Below are 20,387 nucleotides of genomic sequence, written 5' to 3' on the forward strand. Positions count from 1 at the left end.
GGGGGGGCGCCCGTTGGGCCCCCACACCTCTGCCTGCGGTAGAGCCGAGCCCATGCTCGGCTGCTTGCTGCCGGCCAGCCGAGCATGGGCTCGGCTCTACATGCATTCACAATTTGCTACACCGGCCCCGCTAGGCTGGTTTTCCACCGAGCGCGGCCGGGTGACAAACCCGGCAACTTTCGGCACTGTCGGGGTGTCTGAACACCCTGCAGTCTCCCCCTTGGCAAGGCGCCTTCGAGCACGTCAATGAAATTCAAAGCCCCCGCATTCCTGATGGCCCTGGCGCTGGTCGCGCCGCTGGCGCTGGCGGCCAAGGCCGACTCGCCTGCATTGCCCGCTGCGGCGACTGCCGATCAGGTGACCACCTCCAAGCTGGTGTATGGCCTGTTGTCCGACAGTCGTTACGCCTACCGCCCGCGTGCGCTGGACGAGGCCACCTCCAAGGACGTGTTCAAGCGCTATCTGGAGACGCTGGACGGCGCCAAGCAGTATTTCACCCAGGCCGACGTGGCGCGCTTCGCGCCCTTCGAAGCCAACATCTCCTCGGCCATCCGTGGCGGCGAACTGGAACCGGCGTTCCAGGTGTTCGCGGTCTACAAGCAGCGTGTCGGCGAACGTGTGGCCTTTGCGCGCAAGCTGCTCAAGCAGGAGCCGGACTTCACCACCGACGAGCGCTTCGAGTACGACCGCAAGAAGGTGCCGTGGGCGGCCAGCAGCGCCGAGCTGGATGAGCTGTGGCGCAAGTCGGTGAAGAACGACTGGCTGCGCCTGAAGCTGGCAGGCAAGAAGCCGGACGATATCCGCAAGACGCTGGACAAGCGCTACGCGACGCTGGAAAAGTCGGTCAACGAGCTGAAGGGCGAAGACGTCTTCCAGTTCTTCATGAATTCGTACACCAGCGCGGTTGATCCGCACACCGATTACTTCACCCCGCGCACGGCCGAGAACTTCAACCAGGCGATGTCGCTGTCGCTGGAAGGCATCGGTGCGCAGCTGCAGCGCCAGGACGACGTGGTGGTGATCCGCGAGATCATCGCCGGCGGCCCGGCTGCGGTGGACGGCACGCTGAAGCCGGGTGACCGCATCGTTGGCGTTGGCCAGGGCAAGTCTGGCCAGGTCGAGGACGTGATCGGCTGGCGCATCGACGATGTGGTCGCCAAGATCCGCGGCGCCAAGGACACCCAGGTCAAGCTGGAGTTCATTCCGGCTGCCGAAGGTGCCGATGGCAAGCACCACACCCTGGTGCTGACCCGGCAGAAGGTGCGCCTGGCCGAACAGGCCGCCAAGGGCGAGACCATGACCATTCCGGCCGCCAACGGCGAGCCGGCACGGAAGATTGGTGTGATCAAGCTGCCGACCTTCTACCAGGATTTCGAAGGCCGCCGCCGCAACGCCGCCGACTATGCCTCGGCCACCCGCGACGTGGCCAAGCTGCTGGCTGGTTTCAAGAACGACAAGCTGGACGGCGTGGTGCTGGACCTGCGCAACAACGGCGGCGGTTCGCTGGATGAAGCCATCGAACTGACCGGCCTGTTCATCGAGCAGGGCCCGGTGGTGCAGGTGCGCGAGTCCGGTGGCCGCGTCACCGTCAACAGCGACCGCAACCAGGGCGTGGCGTGGGATGGCCCGCTGGCGGTGCTGATCAACCGCGGTTCGGCTTCGGCCTCGGAGATCTTCGCTGGTGCGATCCAGGATTATGGTCGTGGCCTGGTGATCGGTGAAACCAGCTTCGGCAAGGGCACCGTGCAGAACATCGTCGACCTCGACCGCTGGCCGAGTGGCGAGACCCAGCGCTTCGGCCAGGTCAAGCTGACCATCGCCCAGTTCTTCCGCATCAGCGGCAGCAGCACCCAGCACAAGGGCGTGGTGCCGGACCTGGCCTTCCCGGCCAGCGTCGATGCCACCGAGTTCGGCGAGAGCACCTACGATAACGCCCTGCCGTGGACCCGCATCGCCGCCGTGCCGCACACCCAGTACGGCAACTTCGCGCCGCTGCTGCCGAAGCTGGAGGCCCGCCACGACGCGCGAATCGCCACCGACAAGGAATTCCAGTGGTGGAACGAGGACGTGCAGCAGTTCCGGACCGAGGCGGCGAAGAAGTACATCTCGCTCAACGAGGCCACCCGTCGCGCCGAACGCGAGCGCCAGGACGCCCAGCGCAAGGAACGCCAGCTGCAGCGCAAGGAGCTGGGCCTGGCCCTGGACCCGCTGGCCGATGACAGCAGTGATGATGGCCTGACCGGCAACGAGCGCGACATCGTGAAGGATGCCGCCCGCGAAAAGGCCGCCGAAAAGCGTCCGGACCCGCTGCTGCGCGAGTCGGCCTCGATCCTGGCCGACGCGGTGAACCTGCTGGCCAATGACCGTCCGCTGTCGGCCCAGGTGCTGCCGCAGTCCACCGGCGCGGGGCGTTGGGCGGACTGAGCCGGAGACGGCGCGCGACATTCGCAGGGGCCGGCATTGCCGGCCCCTTCTTGTTTGGGAAGCCCATTCCCGGTCGCGCCGGGCCATGTCCGGACCAGTGAAGTGCCGCAAACGACTTGATCCCCTCCGTCCCCTTTTACGTGCATGAACCGGGAGCAACGTGGGGGGCCATATCGACCTGCCGCACACGGGGGCGGGACTACCCTTGGTGCTTCCGTTCTCGCAGGAGTACCCATGCGGGCCTCCCGTCTTTCCAGCGCTGCCGTGGCGTGCGCCAGCGCCTTGATCCTTTCGGCCTGTGGTGGCCGCGCCGCCGACAGCACCGTGCTGCGCGAGTCTTTCGATTCCGGCGATACCTTCTCGCGCACCGTTGAGGGACGCCCCGGCGAAGCCTGCGAGGCCGCGCGCCGCACGCTGCTCAGCCAAGGCTATGCCATCGCCCGTTCCGATGATGCACAGGTGGAGGGCAGCAAGAACTTCCAGCCGCGCGAGGATGACCATGAGCAGCTGGTGCTGCGCATCTCGTGCGCCCCGCGCGGCAGCCAGACGCTGGTATTCGTCAGTGCCGTGCAGGACCGCTACGCGCTGAAGAAGAGCCCGACCTCGGCCAGTGTCGGCGTGGGTGCGCTGGGCTCGGTGTCGCTGCCGTTCGGCAGCAACGACGACTCGCTGGTGAAGGTGGCCAGCAGCACGGTCACGGATGCCGAGTTCTATCGTCGCTTCTTCCAGCGCCTGCAGCAGTATCTGCCGGCCGCGGCGGGCACGCCATCGCCATCGCCGGCCGCGGCGCCGGAACCCGCACCGGCGGTTACGGACCAGGGCTGAGAGTGCGCGGCAGGTGGCTGATTGCAGCCCTGCTGCTGGCGCCCGCGTGGGTCGTGGCAGCGCCATCCCCGGACTGTACGCAGGGCCTGCTGCAGCGGTTGGGGTGGCGCTTCGAAGAAGCGTCCCTCACCGCGCCGCAGGTGCGCGGTGGTCCCGTATGTACGCGTGCCTCGCTGGCTGATTCACAAGCGGCCGGCGACCTGCAGGTGCGGTGGCCGACGGCGTTGCCCGCTGCTGCTCGGCACGCACTTCTGCAGCAGCTGCTGGATGACCCCGCCACCGTCTGCGCCTATGCCTTTGAGCTGGGGGCGGCCACGCGGCGCGCGACTTCGGCATTGCAGGGCAATCCCACGTTCCGCTTCTCCGGCCCGCAGCTGGGATGGATCGGCTTCGGATTGCAGGGCGCACCGGCACAGGGTTGGCAGCGTACACGCAGTTTCGGTCGTGGCTTCGTGCCCCGCGCGGGCAACAGCCATGCGCTGGAGGCGTTCTACAGCGGTGCCGTGCGTGCCGAATGCGGTGTCGGCCGCCAGGTCGCACAGCTGGCCACCCAGCGCGAGCTGTATGGCGATGCTGCGTTCGACACAGGGTTCGCAGCGGAGGAACTGTCGATCGGCACCTTCCTCGCGCTGCACGACACCGACAGCATCCTGCTCGGCGCGCATGCGGGCGACTTCTTCGCCGATGGCAAGGCGGTGCGCACCTCGGCGATGGGGCGGCAGGCGTTCGTGGGCGTGCCCGGTTTCATCGAACATGTGTACGACAAAGGCACGCTGGACGACCTGAGCAACCAGGCCGAGAACTTCGTGGTGGTCGAGGTGGGCGAGGGCGCTGCGCAGGCGCTGGCACTGCACGCTGGCCTGGCCTGGTACGACCAGCGCAATGCCGAGCTCTGGAAACTGGCGCAGGACATCCCGCGCATCGGCCAGCGCTATTTCGAGCGCCTGCTGTTCGAGCGCGATCCACAGCTGCGCGCGCGCCTGGCACCGCGCTACCACGCGGCTCTGGTGCGCATGGATCAGCTGCTGGACGATCCGTTCTACCAGCAGTTCGTGATCTACGTGCATCCGCGCGGTATACGTCCTATCGGCTACCACATCGTCCGCCTGCTCGATCGCAACCCGAGAACGCCGTTTTCGATCGACCTGGCGGTGCACAATCTGCATACCACGCTCTACCGGCGTTGGCGCGAGGCGCAGCTGCGCCACTGCGCGGCTACCGGCAGGCCAGGCAGCCTGACCCTAGACCCCAACTGAAGGTGAAACAATGGATATTGCAATGATCGGCCTCGGCCGCATGGGCGCCAACATGGCCCAGCGCCTGCATCGCGGCGGCCACCGCGTGGTCGGCTACGACCCGGGCGAAAGTGCGCGCCAGCGTGCTGCAGAGGCCGGCCTGGAGGTGGTTGATTCGCTGGCCGCCGCCGTGGCCGCGCTGCCGGTGCCGCGCGTGGTGTGGCTGATGGTGCCGGCGGGTGAAACCGTCGACCAGACGCTGGGACAGCTGACCCCGCACCTGGCCGAGGGTGACATCGTCATCGACGGCGGCAACTCCAACTACCAGGACTCGATCCGTCGCGCCAAGGCGCTGGCGGAGGACGATCTGGGCTACGTCGACTGTGGCACCAGCGGCGGCGTGTGGGGCCTGCAGGAAGGCTACAGCCTGATGGTCGGTGGCGAAGCGCCGGTGGTGGAGCAGATCGCACCGCTGCTGCGCACGCTGGCACCGGCTGAAGATCGTGGCTGGGCGCGTGTTGGTCCATCCGGCGCCGGCCATTTCACCAAGATGGTCCACAACGGCATCGAGTACGGGATGATGCAGGCCTATGCCGAAGGCTTCGCGCTGATGGAGCGCAAGCAGGAGATGGCGCTGGACCTGGCCCAGGTAGCCGAGGTGTGGCGTCACGGCAGCGTGGTGCGCTCGTGGCTGCTGGACCTGAGCGCCGAAGCCCTCAAGCGCAATCCGTCGCTGGATGGCATCGCGCCATACGTGGAGGATTCCGGCGAAGGCCGCTGGACCGTGGCCGAAGCCATCGCACTGGACGTGCCGGCACCGGTGATCACGTTGTCGCTGCTGGAACGCCTGCGTTCGCGGGAATCCAATTCGTTCACCGACCGCCTGCTGTCGGCGATGCGCAATGAATTCGGCGGCCACGCCATCAAGAAGTCGTAAGCACTGCGGTGGGGTCAGAGCCCTTCGGCGTTGCCGAAGGGATCCGACCCCGGGCAGATCAGGGTGGGATCCCTTTCCGCAGGAAAGGGTTCTGACCCCATACAGCCAGTCGAGCATGGCTCGACTCTACAAAAGCCGTCTCCGATCGTTGCCACGTCATCCACGCATGGCGTGGATCTACTGGTCAGTGCAACGCGATCCGCCGCCCTTCGCGCGCGCTGTCCATGCCGGCCTGCAGCAGCCGCATCAACTGCAATGCCTGCATCGGGCTGACCGTCGCTTCGCCGTCGCCGTGCATCGCCGCTGCGAACTGCGCATACAACCGACGATAGTCGCCGGGCAGGTTGTCGACGGTGCTGCGCAGAACATTGTCTTCTGCATCACAGTGCACCAGTTCGCCATGCCGGGGATCGATGCCCCATCCGGGCGCACCCGGCGCTACGCCGCGGCGCAGCTGGGCCTCCTGCACATCCAGGCCGTACTTGATCCAGCTGGCCTTGCTGCCATGCACGCTGAAGTGCGGGGCAGGGGCAGCCACCAGCGAACCGGCATGCACGATGGCGCGATGCCGTGGGTAGTGCAGTACGGCGTGGAAGTAGTCGATGCCGGCGCCACCTTGGCGCTGCACGGCCAGATCCGCATCGATGGCGTCGGGCCAGCCGAACAGCACCAGCATCTGGTCCAGCAGGTGCGGGCCGAGGTCGTACCACAGGCCACTGCCTGGCCCGTCCTGTTCGCGCCAACGGTCGCGCACCTGCGGCCGGTAGCGGTCGAAATGCGCATGGCATTCGGCCACCTCGCCCAGCGTGCCTTCGGACAGCAGCGCCTGCAGCGTGAGGAAGTCGGCATCGAAGCGCCGGTTCTGGAACACGGTGGCGATGCGGCCGGCGTCGCGTGCTGCGGCCAGTACTGTTTCCGCTTCGGCCACATCCAGCGCAAAGGGTTTGTCGACCAGCACGTGCTTGCCGGCGGCCAGCGCGGCCATCGCCAGCGGCGCGTGCTGTTCGTTCGGCGTGGCGATCACCACCGCATCCACCGCTGGATCGTCGAACACGTCCTGTGGCGTTGCACGCACGTGTACGTTGCTGAACGTGCGCAGCAACGTGTCGCGCTGCGAGCTGACGATGCTGTGCAGGACAAGGCCGGGCGTGTGCTGGATCAGAGGGGCATGGAAGACGCGGCCGGCGAGGCCGTAGCCGATCAGGGCCAGGTGCAGGTCGGGGCGCATGGCAGAGCTCCGGCAGGGGGGAAGGGCAGGGTAAACGACAGATGCGGACAGCCCAAAACTGAACCGTTGCCGTTGGAAACGCTTCGATTCACGGCGGCATGACCACGACGCCACGCCTGCTCCACGTGCGCTTGTCCAGACTGGCAGCACATCCCGAAGGAGAACGACACGATGAGCAATACCACTCGCACGCTGATTGCTTCTGCCCTGACGCTGGGCCTGGCACTGTCCTCCTCGGCCGCATTCGCCAAGGACCCGGCCGCGAAGAGCCCGCCGACCACCAGCGCACATCCGGCTACCCACGCGGATCGCCATGATTCCAACGAACCGGTGACCGACAGCTGGATCACCACCAAGGTGAAGGCGGACCTGCTGACCAGCAGCAACGTCCCGGGCACCGAGATCAAGGTGGAAACGGTGAACGGCGTGGTCAGCCTGAGCGGCACCGTGGCCACCCAGGCCGAGAAGGACAAGGCGGTCACCACCGCCAAGGGCATCAAGGGCGTGACCCGCGTCGATGCCGCCGCATTGAAGGTCAGCGCTGCCGCCAAGCGCTGAACCGGTTGGGCGCCCCGCGTGGGGCGCCCGCTGACCTGTAGACCCGAGCCATGCTCGGCTGGCACTCCAAGGCAGCCGAGCATGGGCTTGGCCCTACAGGTCTGATTGCCAACCCGTTCAGCCGACCGCGCTGGAAATTCCAGAGTTGTGACCGCCTGCGCTATATTGCCGGTTCCGCCGCAACCGGGCTCGACCCGGCCAACGCGTCGCGGCAGAGCTGACGAGGAACTATGGCGCTGGTTTTCAGTGACGACATCTGGGACCGCTGGCGGTTGCCGGCCTTGGCGCTGGCCGCCGCCGCGATCATCGTGGTGCCGTGGTTGACCCTGCGTAAACTGCAGCAGGACAGCGAACAAGCGATGGCCTGGGTCAACCACACCCAGGCCGTGGGCGTGGCACTGCAGCAACTGCAGGCCGATGTGCGCGATGTCGAATCGGCCGCGTTGACCCTGTCCAAGGGCGTGGATGCCCCCGGCCTGCGCGAACGCATGGCCCGGGCCGATGAAATTCCCGGGCGCCTGGCCGAACTGGGCCGGATGACCCGCGACAATCCCGACCAGCTGATCCGCATCGGTCGGATCGAATCGATGCTGGAAGGCCGCATGGCACTTGCCCGCGAGTTGGCCAGGTCCGAACCGAACAGCGACCAGCGCGAGCTGGTGCAGGACCTGAGTACGCGCTATCCCATCCGCGGGCTGGTGGAAGAACTGCAGGCCAGCGAGCAGAAGCTGCTGGCGCTGCGCGCCGAGCAGGCGGCACGCCAGCGCAAGCAGACCGAACTGGTGTCGTGGAGTTCGCTGGTGATCCAGCTGGCGCTGCTCGGCCTGGTGCTGTGGCTGCTGCAGCGGCAGATCGGCCGTCGCCTGCATGCGGAGCGGCAATCGCTGCGCTCGGCTGCACGTGCGGCGTCGGTGCTGCAGACCGTGCGCGAACCGATCGTGCTGCTCGACCGCGACCTGCGCGTGCAGCTGCACAATCCAGCATTCGCTGAGCTGTACGGCCTGCAGGACGAGCGCGCCGACGGCCTGCTGCTGGAAAACGTTGGCGACAACGCATGGCAGGACCCGGTGGTCCGGCAGCGCCTGGCCGACGTACTGTCGCGCGGTCGCGAACTGTGGGACTTCGAGCACGAGCAGCGCACCGCCGACGGCATGGTGCGCTACATGCTGCTCAACGCGCGGCGCATGCCGCTGCCCGACAGCGATGACGAGGTGGTGCTGCTGACCATCAGCGACGTCACCATGCAGCGCGCAGTGCAGCTGCGCGTCGAAGAGCTGAACCGCCAGCTGGAAGGCAAGGTTGCGCAGGTGTCCGAGGTCAACCGCGAGCTGGAGGCCTTCAGCTATTCGGTCTCGCATGACCTGCGTGCACCGCTGCGCCACGTGGCAGGATTCTCCGACAAGCTGTCGCGCCACCTCGGCGACCAGGCTGATGACAAGAGCCGCCACTATCTGGACGTGATTTCCAGTTCGGCCCGGCGCATGGCAGCGTTGATCGACGACCTGCTGGTCTACTCGCGACTTGGCCGTGCGGCGATGCGGCAGCAGGCGGTGGACATGCAGTCGCTGGTGGCCGACACCCGCGCCATGCTCGATTCCAATCTGCAGGCCGAGGCCGAGAACAGCGGCCATGCGCACCAGGTGGAGTGGAGCATCGCGCCGCTGCCGATCGTGGTGGGCGACGAAAACATGATCCGCCAGGTCTGGCTCAACCTGCTCGGCAACGCAGTGAAGTACTCGGGCAACCGCGAACCGGCGAAGATCCGCGTTGACTACCAGCAGCAGCCCGACGGCGGCCATCAGTTCACGGTCAGCGACAATGGTGCAGGCTTTGACATGGCCTACGCCGGCAAGCTGTTCGGTGTGTTCCAGCGCCTGCACAAGGCCAGTGACTACCCGGGGACCGGCATCGGCCTGGCCAGCGTGCGCCGCGTGCTGACCCGCCATGGTGGCCGTATCTGGGCCGAGGCCGAACCGGACGTCGGCGCTGCTTTCCACTTCTACCTGCCCCCCGCGACCGACGCGGACAAACAAGGTCCCTCTGCATGACGACTCTGCGCACCATTCTTCTCGCCGAAGACAGCCCGGCGGATGCCGAAATGGCGATCGACGCCCTGGAAGAAGCGCGTCTGGCCAATCCCATCGTGCACGTCGAGGACGGCGTGGAAGTGATGGACTACCTGCTGCGCCGCGGCGCCTTCGCCAACCGCGAGGAAGGCTTGCCGGCGGTGCTGCTGCTGGACATCAAGATGCCGCGCATGGATGGCCTGGAAGTGCTGCGGCAGATCCGCGAGCACGAAGAACTCAAGCGCCTGCCGGTGGTGATCCTGTCGTCTTCGCGCGAGGAAAGTGACCTGGCCCGCAGCTGGGACATGGGCGTGAACGCCTACGTGGTCAAGCCGGTGGACGTGGACCAGTTCTTCGGCGCGGTGCAGACGCTGGGCAAGTTCTGGGCATTGATCAACCAGGCACCGGAACTCGAGTGAGCCCATGCCCCTGACCGGTCCCGCCCTGGGGGCGCTGCGCATCCTGCTGGTGGAAGACTCACCGGAAGATGCCGAGCTGATGTCCGAACAGATGCTCGACGCGGGCCTGGAGGCCCGCTTCGAGCGTGTGGAGAGCGAGGCGGAACTGCGCCAGGCACTGGCTGTGTTCCAGCCGGACATCGTGCTGTCCGACCTGAGCATGCCGGGGTTCTCCGGTGACGACGCGCTGCGTATCGTGCGCGAGACCTCACCGGAGGTGCCCTTCATCTTCGTCTCCGGCACGATGGGTGAGGAGAATGCGGTAGCGGCGCTGCAGAAGGGCGCCAACGACTACATCATCAAGCACCAGCCTGCGCGCCTGCCTTCGGCGGTCGCGCGTGCGATCCGCGATGCACGCAGTGCGGTCGAGCGCGCACGCGTGGAAACCGAACTGATGCGTGCGCAGCGCCTGGAAAGCCTGTCCCTGCTTGCCGCCGGGCTCAGCCACGACCTGCGCAACATCCTGCAGCCGTTGCTGATCATGCCGGACCTGCTGAAGGCCCGCACCGAGGATCCGCAGCTGCACCACCTGGCCGACGTCATCGCCGAGTGTGGCCGCCGCGGCCATGAGATGGCCGAGTCGATGCTGTCGTTCGTGCGTGGTTCGCGCAAGCCGAGCGAGCGCATCGAGATCGACGGCCTGTTCGACGCGGTGGCGCTGCTGTTGCGCAGCAACGTGCCCGATGCCGTGCGCCTGGAACTGCAGGTGCTGGACGAAGGCCTGGTGGTCGACGCCAACTACACCGAACTGCAGCAGGTAATGCTGAACCTGGCGCTCAACGCGATCCAGGCGATGCCCAACGGTGGCCGCCTGAGCCTGACCGCCAGCCATGCCGGGCAGCGCGATGGCGTGGACTGGATGCAGATCTGCGTGTCCGACGAAGGCATCGGCATGGATGCGGACACGCTGTCGCACCTGTTCAATCCGTTCTTCACCACCAAGGCCGATGGCACCGGCCTGGGTCTGATTTCCTGCAAGCGCATCGTCGAAGGCGCCGGCGGCAGCATCCATGTCAGCAGCCAGCCGGGGCAGGGCACCTGCTTCGAGCTGCGCTTGCCGATGCACGAAGCCAGCGACGGCAGCGAGCCGATCGAGCAGCTGGTGGCCCTGGGCAGTGGCCAGTCGATCCTGGTGGTCGACGGCGAAGCTACGCGCCTGTCGCTGCTCGGCAACGCGCTGTCCAGCCAGGGGTATCAGCTGCAGCTGGCCTCCGATGGCCCGGCGGCGCTGCGCTGGATGCAGCAGGAGGCGATGCCGGCGCTGGTGATTGCAGACGCCGGCTCAAAGCTGCTGCCGGCCAGCCAGCTGCTGGGCGAGATGGCTGCGCTGGGCTATCGCGGCCCGGCGCTGGTGCTGGAGGATGCGGCGGTGGCGGTGCCTGCCGATGCCTTCCCGGCCGGCGTGGACGTCCATGTACTGCGCAAGCCGCTGCAGATGCAACAGGTGTTCCGCGCAGTGGCCGAGGCGCTGGGCTGACAAAGGGTAGTGCCGGCCGCTGGCCGGCATCCCCGTGCGGTGGGATCATTGCGGTTGCCGGCCAGCGGCCTGCACTACCGGTCCAGCGTTTCCCAGGGGAACCGCGGCAGGGCGTCCACCGCCTGTTCCAGGCGCCGTGACCAGTTCTGGTGGATATCGGCGTACAGCGCTGAATCCGCGCCCAGCCGCAGTTGCTGGCCGATGCGCAGTTCACCGTCGCGCAGCAGCGCCAGGTCGATCGGCAGGCCTACCGACAGATTGGAACGGATGGTGGAGTCCAACGAGACGATCGCCGTGCGGGCGGCATCCTCCAGGCGCGTGGCGGGGCTGAGGATGCGGTCGAGGATCGGCTTGCCGTACTTGGATTCACCGATCTGCAGGTAGGGCGTCTCCGGTGAGGCGGCGATGGCGTTGCCGAGCGGGTAGATCATGTACAGCCCAGGCCGCTCACCGGCAATCTGGCCGCCGAAGATCAGCGTGGCCTGGGTATTGACCCCATCGTGGCCATGTTCACTGTGGCTGCTGTGCACCTGGCTGTCCACCAGCAACTGGCCAACGTACGCGGCGGCCTCGAAAAGGTGAGTCATGTCGCGCAGGTTGGGTGAGCGCCGTTCGTCGGCATCGCGCCCCAGGCGCGACACCAGCAACTGGGTGGTGGCCAGGTTGCCAGCCGCCATCAGCACGTAGGCTGCCTGGCCGGGATATTCGAACACGTGCAGCTTGCGATGCACGCGTACATCGTCCAGCGAGGCATTGGTCCGGGTGTCGGCAGCGAAGACCAGGCCCTCGTCCACCTCGATTCCAACGCAATAGGTCATGTCGGTGCCCTATCATGTGCGTCCCGGATTGTAGGCAGGCCGCCGTGACGACGGCATGTCCACGCCCCCATCGCTGCCACCTGAACCGCATGACGACCGTGCTCCTGAGCCTGGGCAGCAATGTCCAGCCCCGCCGCTACCTCCACGCCGCGGTGGCGGCCCTGCGCGAGCGCTTCGGCGCGCTGCAGGTCTCGCCGGCCTACCGTACCGCCGCGGTCGGCTTCGACGGCCCGGCCTTCCTCAACAACGCGGTGGCGATCGAGACGGACTTGCCGCTGCAGGAACTGGACGACTGGCTGCATGCGCTGGAAGACGCGCACGGCCGCGACCGCAGCGGGCCGCGCTTCTCCGACCGCACCCTGGATATCGACGTGGTGTTCTACGGCGACCTGGTGGTGGAAGGTCCCGGCCACCTGCGCATTCCCCGTCCCGAACTGAAGCATGCCTTCGTGCTGAAGCCGCTGGCCGACATCGCGCCAGACTTCATCGATCCGGTCAGCGGGCTGGACCTGGCCACGCTGTGGCGCGCGCACGCGCAGTTTGGCGAGGCGTTCGAGGTGGTTGACCTTGAGTGATGGGGTCAGATCCCTTTTCCCGGCGGGAAAAGGGATCTGACCCTGTTGTGGATCCCGGCAGCGCCTCAACTTACCGTGCGCCCGCCATCCACGCGCAATGTGTGGCCGGTGACGAAGCTGGCTTCGGCCACCAGCCAGTACACCGCTTCGGCAATCTCCTCGACCGTACCGATCCGCGCCAAAGGCGTGCGCGCCAGCAGCGCCTCGCGGGCGAAATCGTCCTTGCCCTGTTCGGGCCACAGGATCGCGCCGGGCGCCACCGCATTGACCCGCACTTTCGGCGCCAGCTCCAGCGCCAACGAACGGGTGGCCATCTCCAGCGCGGCCTTGGCCATCGTGTAGGCGATGTGGTCGCGCATCGGATCGGTGCCGTGCAGGTCGGTCAGGTTGACGATGCAGCCCTGCTGGCGGCGCAGGTAGGGCGCGGCCGCCTGTGACAGCAGCAGTGGCGCGCGCGCATTGACCGCATACAGCTCGTCCATCGCCTCGGCCGTGACCTGGCCGAGCGGGGTGGCATAGAAGTTGGAGGCGTTGTTGACCAGCGCGTCCAGGCGGCCGAAGTGGGTAACGGCCTGTTCCACCAGGTCGGGCAGGGCGTCGGCGTCACGCAGGTCGGCCTGCAGCGCAAGCACGCTGCCCGGCCGCACATTGTCGAAATCGAACGCGGCCTGCTGCAGTTCGGCGCTGGAGGTGTTGGCATGCAGTACCACCGACCAGCCACAGGCGTGGAACTGGCGGGCGATGGCCGCACCGATCCGGCGCGCGCTGCCGGTGATCAGGACCACGGGGTGGGTATCGCTCATCGAGGGTCCTCCAAGGCTCGGCTATCCTGTGCACCATTGTCACCGCATTCGAAGACGCCATGCAGCCCACCTTCCCCCTGCCCGAAGCCGATGCCCTGGCCCACAGCGACCAGCTGGCGGCCGCCCTGCGTGCCGAAATCCTTGCGCAGGGCGGGGCGATGCCGTTCTCGCGCTTCATGGAGCTGTGCCTGTACACCCCCGGCTGGGGCTACTACAGCGCCGGCGCCAGCAAGTTCGGTGGCAGCGGCGACTTCACCACCGCACCCGAGCTCGGCAGCCTGTTCGCCGGCAGCGTGGCCAATGCGCTGGCGCCGGTGTTCGCGCAGCTGGGCGCGCAGGCCCGCATGCTGGAACTGGGGGGCGGTACCGGCGCATTCGCCGAGGCCGTGCTGCTGCGCCTGGCCGAACTGGACGCGCTGCCGTCGCGCTACGCCATCCTCGAACCCAGCGCCGACCTGCGCGAGCGCCAGCAGCAGCGCCTGCAGCAGAACCTGCCGGCCGAGTTGGCCGCGCGCGTGGACTGGATCGACCGCCCGTTCGAGGAGGAGTGGGAGGGCGTGGTGTTCGCCAACGAGGTGATCGACGCGCTGCCGACCCCGCGCTTCCTGATCCGGGACGGCGAGGTCTACGAGGAAACCGTCGAGCTTGATGGCGAAGGCAACTTCATCCGTGGCGCGCAGCCCGCTGACATCCTGCTCAACGGTGCGGTGCGCCACATCGAGCGTTACCTGGAAAAGCCCTTTGCCGACGGTTACCGCTCCGAGGTGCTGCCGCAGCTGCCGTACTGGCTGCAGGCAGTGGCTGGCGGCCTGCAGCGTGGTGCGATGCTGTTTGTCGATTACGGCTACAGCCGCAGCGAGTTCTACCAGCACGACCGCGACGATGGCACGGTCCGCGCGTTCTACCGCCACCACGTGCATAACGACGTGCATCGTTGGCCCGGCCTGCAGGACATCACCGCGTCGGTGGATTTCACCGCGATGGCCGAGGCGGGCATGCACGGTGGTTTCGAATTGGCGGGGTACTGCAGCCAGGCCAGTTTCCTGCTCGGCAACGGCCTGGACCAGGTGCTGCTGCTGGCCGAAGAGCGTACGGATGAGGTCGGCCGCATCCAGCTGCGTGACCAGGTGAAGAAGCTGACCCTGCCGACCGAGATGGGCGAGCGCTTCCAGGCCATCGGCCTGCAGCGTGGTGTCGATTTCGAGCCGGCGTTCGAACTGGGCGACCTGAGCTGGCGCCTGTGAGCAATGCGTTGCCGCTGATCAAGCCGCTGCGGCGGCAGCGGCTGTGGACCGCGCTTTGGACATTGGCGGTGTTGCTGGTGATCGTGGTCTGCCTGATCCCACCACCGCCGATCCCGCTGCCGGAAAACAGCGACAAGGGCGAGCACTTCCTCGCCTACTTCATCCTGGCCGGCAGCGCGGTGCAGCTGTTCCGGCCGGGGCGCCCGCTGCTGTGGGTGGGCGTGGGGCTGGTGCTGATGGGCGTCGGCATCGAGTTCGCGCAGGGTGCGCTGACCAGCAACCGCACTGCTGACCCGATGGATGCGCTGGCCAACACGATCGGCGTGCTGGCCGGCATGGCCACGGCGCTGACCCCGTTGCGCGATCTGCTGATGCGCTGGCGGGGCTGAGGTTCCTGTAGAGCCGAGCCCGTGCTCGGCTCCCTCCCGAAAGGCAGCCGAGCATGGGCTCGGCTCTACAGTAGATCCACGCCATGCGTGGATGGATTGCGCCAGGACAGGCTTGCGGTTACTTCTTCAGCGTGACCTCATCCAGCACCCACATCGCCGGGCGCGTATCGCCGGTGAAGTTGATGCACAGGTCACCCGTGCCCTGCGTGCCCTTCGGCAGCGCCGCACGCAGGGTCACGAAGCCACCGGCATCGGGCGTGGCCGGCAGCGGTACCTGAGCCAGCACCTTGCCCGTGCAATCACCGCGGCGGATCAGCATTTCGCCATGTGCGCTCCGGGCCTTTTCGAAGCGACGCTTGGGTTCATCGTGGGCCAGCTGGAAGTAGTACGGAATGCGGCCCGCGCGGACCTCCACGCTGCCGATGCCGTCCAGCTGCGCCTGCGGCCAGCGCCAGCATGGCTGGAAGATGTCGACGTTGAACACCGCACGCGTTCCCTCGCGCGGGCCGTCGTCTTCCAGGCGCAGCACCAGCCCCTTCTTGCCCACGCAGCTGAGCAGCGCATCGCTGCGGCGGCTGAGCAGCGACTGCGCGGTGAACGTGGCGATGGTCGGCTTCGCGGCCAGCATCTGGCCCTGGTAGAACGCGGCGGCCTGCACGGTGGTCGGCAGCGTCGCGGTCAGCGGCTGCTGGTACAACGGCGACTGCCCGGTCACCGGCTGGCCATCGGTGCTGTAGCGCACTTCATAGCCCAGCGGGTTGGCCAGCGATAGGGTCACGGAGTTTTTCGCGCGATCATCGGTGTAGTCCACGCCCACTTCGAACGGGGTCTGCGCGTAGGCCAGGCCCCAGGCACGGTAGCGCTGCAGCTGCGCGGGCAGGCGCGCGAGGAAATCGCGGAAGTCGCGATGTTCCGGCGTACTCCAGCCGGTCTCGGCCACGGCGGCCAGGCGCGGGAACAGGTTGTGCTGCAGGCGCGCGTAGGTGCGCGTGTGCTCGGTAAACATGTTGGCCTGCAGGCCGAGAATGTGCTGGCGCTTGTCGGCCGCCAGCTCGGCCGGCACCGGCTCGAAGTTGTACAGCTTGCCGAGGTTGACCTGGGTCGGGCGGCCCGGCGGTTCATTCGGCGAGGCCGTCTGCAGGTAATCCAGGTACAGGTACCCCACCGGCGACATGACCACGTCATGGCCGGCACTGGCTGCAGCCAGGCCACCTTCGGTGCCCTGCCACGACATCACCGTGGCCTGCGGTGGTAGGCCGCCTTCGAGGATTTCGTCCCAGCCGATCAGGCGCCGGTCGTGCTGCTCCAGGAAGGTCTCCAGGCGCTTGATGATGTGGCTCTGCATGGCCATTTCATCCTTGATGCCCAGCGCACGCATGCGCTGCTGCACCTGTTTCGAGGCTTCCCACTGGTCCTTGACCGCCTCGTCGCCGCCGACGTGCACGTACTTCGCAGGGAACAGCGCGATCACTTCTTCCAGTACGTTCTCGAGGAAGGTGACGGTGCTGTCCTCCACGTTGAACAGGTTCGGGAACACGCCCCATTCGCTGATCGGCTTCAGCGGGGTGTTGATCGAACCCAGTTCCGGGTACGCGGCGATCGCCGCGGTGGCATGGCCGGGCACATCGATTTCTGGAATCACCTGGATATGCAGCCTGGCGGCATAGGCGATCACTTCGCGGATCTGCTCCTGCGTGTAGAAGCCGCAGTAAGGATGCTCCTTGCCACTGGCCAGATCGATGCCACTGTCGCCGGCCGGCAGGCGGCAGCTGCCCACCTCGGTCAGCTTCGGGTAGCGCTTGATCTCCATGCGCCAGCCCTGGTCATCGGTGAGGTGCCAATGGAAGGTATTGAGCTTGTGCGCGGCCATGGCATCGAGCACATGCTTGATCTCGTCCAGGCTCTGGAAGTGCCGCGCCGAGTCGAGCATGAAACCGCGCCAGCCGAAGCGCGGCGCGTCCTGGATCTGCACCGCCGGCAGCACGCCGTTGCTGCCACCCGTGGCCAGCTGGGCAAGCGTGGTTGCGCCGTAGAACAGGCCGGTTTCGTTGCCGGCCTGCACCAGCACGCCCTGCGCGGTGCTTTCCAGCGTGTAGCTCTCACCACTGTCGCGGAAGGTCGGGATGATCTGGAAGCGGATGCTGCCCGACGTGCCTGCCGCCTTGCCTTGGGCCGGCGTAAGGCGCGGACCGCCGCTGCGGGCCAGCAGGTCGGCGAACTGGGTGGCGACGCGCTGCGCGGCTTCGCCTTCGGCGTGCAGCGCGGTATCGGCGCGTACGGTGATGCCGCTACCCAGGCCGGGCTGCACCGTGGCCGGGGCGGGAATCAGCATCAGGCTGCCGGCACGCAGCTGCGGACCCGGTGCTTCAGCGGCCGGCGTGGGATCGGCGGCGAGTGCGGGCAGTGCCGGCAACAGGGCGAGCAGGCTGCCCAGCAGCACTGCGCTGCGCATCCGGGCGCGGGAAGGCTTGACCATCGGAACGACTCCTTGGAACGGTGCGATGAACGCTATACATGAAAAACGCCGGGCCCGGAATGACCCAGGCCCGGCGTGCGTGCACGACTCGGCGATGTTGCTGCCGCTGGATCAGTACTTGAAGCGGAAGTTGAGGTAGTACTGGCGACCGTTGCTGTAGAACGAGGTCGGGATGGCCGCGGTCTGGTAGTACTTGTAGGTCGGGTTGTTGAGGTTCAGGCCATCCAGGCTGATGCTCAGCCAATCGGTGGCCTTGTAGCTCAGCGATGCCGACAGCGTGCCGAAATCATCCTGGTAATACGGGTTGGTGCCCGACAGGCTGATCAGGAACGAGGAACGGCGGGTGTAGCTGACCCGGGCGCCAAAACGCTCGTTCTCGAAGTAGGCACCCACGTTGTAGGTGTTCTTCGAGGTGCCCAGCAGGTTGTGCGAACCATCCGACCAGGTGTGCGAGGTGGTGCCGTTGGCGTAGGTGTAGTTGGCATTGATGCCGAAGTACTCGCCGATCGGCTGCTCGTAGGCCACTTCCACGCCGGTGACCTTGCCGTCGGCATTGATCGGGGTGGAGATCTGGTAGGTCTCAAGCTGGTTGGTCAGTTCGCTGTAGAGCTGGCGCGAGACCACGTCGAAGGCGATGTAGTCCTTCAGCTTCATGTGGTACGCACCCACCGACAGCAGGCCGCGCGGCATGAAGTACCACTCCAGGTTGGCATCCAGGTTGGTCGACAGGGTCGGCTTGAGGTTCGGATTGCCGCCGCCGCCGGTGCGGTTCAGGTCCGAGCCGTACGAGGACGCGCCCAGTGCCGAGTAGTCCGGCAGGGTCTGGGTCTGCGAGGCGGCGACACGCAGCACCAGCGAGTCGTCCAGGTCGAACTTGATGTTGGCGCTGGGCAGGACACGGTTGCGCTTGTTCTGGAAGGCCAGGCGCTCCCACATGCCGAACAGGCTGCTGACATCGGCATCGGCGGCCTTGCTGACGGCGTTGTAGGTGTCGATGTCCTGCTTGATGTTGACGTAGCGCAGGCCGACGTTGCCGCTCCACCAGTCGCCGCGGAAATTGGCCTGCACGTAGCCGGCGAAGTTCTTTTCCTTCACCTTCCACTCGGCGCCATAGTTGTGGCGACCGGTCGGGCCATCATTGCCGGCCAGCCAGGTGGAATTGTTGGTCACCGCGTCCTTCAGCGCGCCCGGGGTGAAGTACCAGAGGTTGCGCGGGAAGGTGCCGCCGATGTCGCCGGCAAAGCCGCTGGGGTAGTTGGCCGTGGCACCGTTCTTCAGCGCGCTCCAGATGTCACCCGGGGTTGCACCTTCCGGCGACAGCGCTTCGCGCTTGTGGTCGGCGAAACGCAGGCCGAAGTCGATCGAGCTCAGTACGCCGCCATCGTTGAAGTACTGGTTGAAGTCGAGCGTGGCCCACTTCTCCTTGTCTTCGGCGGTGACCTGCTGGTTGCCCCAGGTGCCGAAGCTGGTCACGCCGTTGGGCGAGAGGTCGCCGCCGACGTTCCAGTCGATCGGCGAGCCATTGCCGTGGGTGGCCCAGCTGGCGCCGCCGCCGTTGGCCAGGGTGACCTCGGCGATGTACTGGCGCGGCGTCTCACCGGTGCCCTTGGTGCTGCCGGCCTGGAACGTGGCGGTCAGGCTGTCGCTGATCTGCCAGTCGGCATCGAAGGTGACATAGCTCGACTTGGCCTTCGACTCGCGGTAGATCATGTCGTACACCGCATAGTCGGTGCCCGGCACGCCCCTGTAGCTGGCGTTGGTCAGCACGCCGTCCTTGACCACATAGCCCGGATCCGGCGCCTGCGACTTGGCGAAGCTGTTGCCGAACATCATGAAGTTGCGGTTGTAGTTGTTGGCCTTCAGCTCGGAGCTGAAACCATTCAGGCCCAGGGTGAGGCTGTCGCTCGGCTTGAACTGCAACGAGACCAGGCCGCCCTTGCGCTCGCGGGTCTGCTCAAACAGGGTCGAACCCAGCAGGCCCGGCACATTGACGCCGATCAGGTCCGGATTGGTCTTGGCGACCGGATCGCCGGCGCCGATCTTGAAGAAGCCGCCCGGGATTTCCTGTGCTTCACGGCGCAGCTCGCGCTTCTGGCTGAAGCCCTGCACCATCACGCCGAAGGTGCCTTCCTCGTTCTTGTAGTTGAACAGTGCCGAGTACTGCGGGTCGTTCGACTTGGCCTGGTCCGAGCGCACCATGCCGATCGAGCCTTCCGCGGTGAACGGCTTGGAGAACTCCAGCGGCTTGCGGGTGATGATGTTGACGGTACCGGTGGTACCGCCGTCCTGCAGCTTGGCCTGCGAGGACTTGTTCACTTCCACCGAGCTGACCAGTTCCGACGGCAGCAGCGAGTAGCTGACGCTGCGGCCGACGTTGTTGCCCTGGCTGAGCACGAACCAGTCGGCCGAGCCGACGGTGTGGCCGTTGATCAGGGTCTGGGTCAGGCTCGGGCTGGTGCCGCGCAGGCTGACACGGTCGGCTTCATCGAAGCCACCTTCGTCGGCGCTGGACGAGCTGATGTTCACGCCGGGCAGGCGCTGCAGGGTATCGGCAACGTTGTGCGCGGGCAGCTTGCCCACGTCTTCGGCGGTGACCACTTCCACGCGCGCATTGGCTTCGCGCTTGGTGTCCAGCGACTTCTCCATCGAGCCACGGATGCCGGTAACGGTCACGGTGTCCAGATCGGTGGCGGTCGGGGCCGCCTGCTGCGCGTGCGCACTGAAGGCGATGCAGCTGACGATGGCGGCCGAAAGCAGGGTCTTGCGGGTGTTCATGATGTCTCTCCTCATCACTCGATTGGGTGCCGGCGGCGGTGTTCGGTTACGGTTGCGATGACATGCGCGGGGCGGCGGCGAAGTCCCGTGCGTTGGCGT

At 66.7% G+C, this 20,387-nt stretch carries 16 protein-coding genes; 11 read left to right on the forward strand and 5 right to left on the reverse strand.

From position 1 onward, the window contains the following. The first annotated feature begins 246 nt into the window (after window positions 1-246). The 4 genes from ACM0PB_RS05625 to gnd all read left to right on the forward strand — a co-directional run bounded on the left by ACM0PB_RS05625 (window position 247) and on the right by gnd (window position 5,421). Window positions 247-2,424, forward strand: a complete 2,178-nt coding sequence (locus tag ACM0PB_RS05625; RefSeq protein WP_005419368.1) for a carboxy terminal-processing peptidase — start codon at window positions 247-249, stop codon at window positions 2,422-2,424. A 234-nt stretch (window positions 2,425-2,658) separates the two neighbouring features. Continuing rightward, entirely contained in the window at window positions 2,659-3,249 is a 591-nt protein-coding gene (locus ACM0PB_RS05630) for a DUF2242 domain-containing protein (protein WP_164230294.1), read from the forward strand. Between the two features lie 17 nt (window positions 3,250-3,266). Further along, window positions 3,267-4,505 carry a hypothetical protein gene (locus ACM0PB_RS05635; protein WP_134955848.1) on the forward strand — a complete coding sequence of 413 codons (1,239 nt, stop codon included), beginning with the start codon at window positions 3,267-3,269 and terminating at the stop codon, window positions 4,503-4,505. A gap of 10 nt (window positions 4,506-4,515) precedes the next feature. Further along, window positions 4,516-5,421 carry a phosphogluconate dehydrogenase (NAD(+)-dependent, decarboxylating) gene (gnd, locus tag ACM0PB_RS05640; RefSeq protein WP_164230296.1) on the forward strand — a complete coding sequence of 302 codons (906 nt, stop codon included), beginning with the start codon at window positions 4,516-4,518 and terminating at the stop codon, window positions 5,419-5,421. Between the two features lie 184 nt (window positions 5,422-5,605). Here gnd and ACM0PB_RS05645 read toward each other — a convergent pair whose 3' ends face one another. After that, entirely contained in the window at window positions 5,606-6,649 is a 1,044-nt protein-coding gene (locus ACM0PB_RS05645; RefSeq protein ID WP_065196480.1) for an oxidoreductase, read from the reverse strand. A 171-nt stretch (window positions 6,650-6,820) separates the two neighbouring features. Between ACM0PB_RS05645 and ACM0PB_RS05650 the strand changes: the two genes are divergently transcribed. The 4 genes from ACM0PB_RS05650 (at window position 6,821) to ACM0PB_RS05665 (ending at window position 11,208) form a co-directional block, all read left to right on the forward strand. Further along, a complete protein-coding gene (locus tag ACM0PB_RS05650) occupies window positions 6,821-7,207 on the forward strand; it encodes a BON domain-containing protein (RefSeq protein ID WP_053498227.1) in 387 nt (128 codons plus the stop codon). 230 nt (window positions 7,208-7,437) lie between these two features. Next, window positions 7,438-9,255, forward strand: coding sequence for a sensor histidine kinase (locus ACM0PB_RS05655; RefSeq protein ID WP_005419357.1), 1,818 nt, complete (start codon window positions 7,438-7,440; stop codon window positions 9,253-9,255). Further along, window positions 9,252-9,692 carry a response regulator gene (locus ACM0PB_RS05660; protein WP_005411057.1) on the forward strand — a complete coding sequence of 147 codons (441 nt, stop codon included), beginning with the start codon at window positions 9,252-9,254 and terminating at the stop codon, window positions 9,690-9,692. The genes ACM0PB_RS05655 and ACM0PB_RS05660 overlap by 4 nt, the downstream gene beginning before the upstream one ends. Window positions 9,693-9,696: 4 nt before the next feature. After that, a complete protein-coding gene (locus ACM0PB_RS05665) occupies window positions 9,697-11,208 on the forward strand; it encodes an ATP-binding response regulator (protein WP_005419354.1) in 1,512 nt (503 codons plus the stop codon). A gap of 74 nt (window positions 11,209-11,282) precedes the next feature. On the opposite strand, the gene ACM0PB_RS05670 is transcribed toward ACM0PB_RS05665, so the two are convergent. Next, window positions 11,283-12,026 (reverse strand): proteasome-type protease, encoded by a 744-nt coding sequence (locus tag ACM0PB_RS05670; RefSeq protein WP_065178043.1) that lies wholly within the window; start codon window positions 12,024-12,026, stop codon window positions 11,283-11,285. Window positions 12,027-12,115: 89 nt separating this feature from the next. On the opposite strand from ACM0PB_RS05670, the gene folK reads away from it, so the two are divergent. Next, the gene (gene folK, locus ACM0PB_RS05675) at window positions 12,116-12,601 is read left to right on the forward strand and encodes a 2-amino-4-hydroxy-6-hydroxymethyldihydropteridine diphosphokinase (protein ID WP_005419350.1); all 486 of its coding nucleotides are present in this window, start codon (window positions 12,116-12,118) and stop codon (window positions 12,599-12,601) included. Window positions 12,602-12,666: 65 nt separating this feature from the next. Here folK and ACM0PB_RS05680 read toward each other — a convergent pair whose 3' ends face one another. Further along, window positions 12,667-13,404, reverse strand: coding sequence for a pteridine reductase (locus ACM0PB_RS05680; RefSeq protein ID WP_005419347.1), 738 nt, complete (start codon window positions 13,402-13,404; stop codon window positions 12,667-12,669). 59 nt (window positions 13,405-13,463) lie between these two features. Here ACM0PB_RS05680 and ACM0PB_RS05685 point away from each other — a divergent pair, with 59 nt between their 5' ends. Continuing rightward, window positions 13,464-14,648 carry a class I SAM-dependent methyltransferase gene (locus tag ACM0PB_RS05685; protein ID WP_005419345.1) on the forward strand — a complete coding sequence of 395 codons (1,185 nt, stop codon included), beginning with the start codon at window positions 13,464-13,466 and terminating at the stop codon, window positions 14,646-14,648. Next, on the forward strand, window positions 14,645-15,037 hold the full coding sequence (locus tag ACM0PB_RS05690) for a VanZ family protein (protein ID WP_065178046.1): 393 nt from the start codon (window positions 14,645-14,647) through the stop codon (window positions 15,035-15,037). Before ACM0PB_RS05685 ends, ACM0PB_RS05690 begins: the two co-directional genes overlap by 4 nt. Window positions 15,038-15,155: 118 nt before the next feature. On the opposite strand, the gene ACM0PB_RS05695 is transcribed toward ACM0PB_RS05690, so the two are convergent. Further along, window positions 15,156-17,513 (reverse strand): family 20 glycosylhydrolase, encoded by a 2,358-nt coding sequence (locus ACM0PB_RS05695; protein WP_139727674.1) that lies wholly within the window; start codon window positions 17,511-17,513, stop codon window positions 15,156-15,158. A gap of 111 nt (window positions 17,514-17,624) precedes the next feature. Next, window positions 17,625-20,288, reverse strand: a complete 2,664-nt coding sequence (locus ACM0PB_RS05700) for a TonB-dependent receptor (protein ID WP_134956066.1) — start codon at window positions 20,286-20,288, stop codon at window positions 17,625-17,627. Window positions 20,289-20,387: the final 99 nt, after the last annotated feature.

The organism is Stenotrophomonas sp. AR029 (assembly GCF_047520695.2).
GTDB lineage: Bacteria > Pseudomonadota > Gammaproteobacteria > Xanthomonadales > Xanthomonadaceae > Stenotrophomonas > Stenotrophomonas sepilia.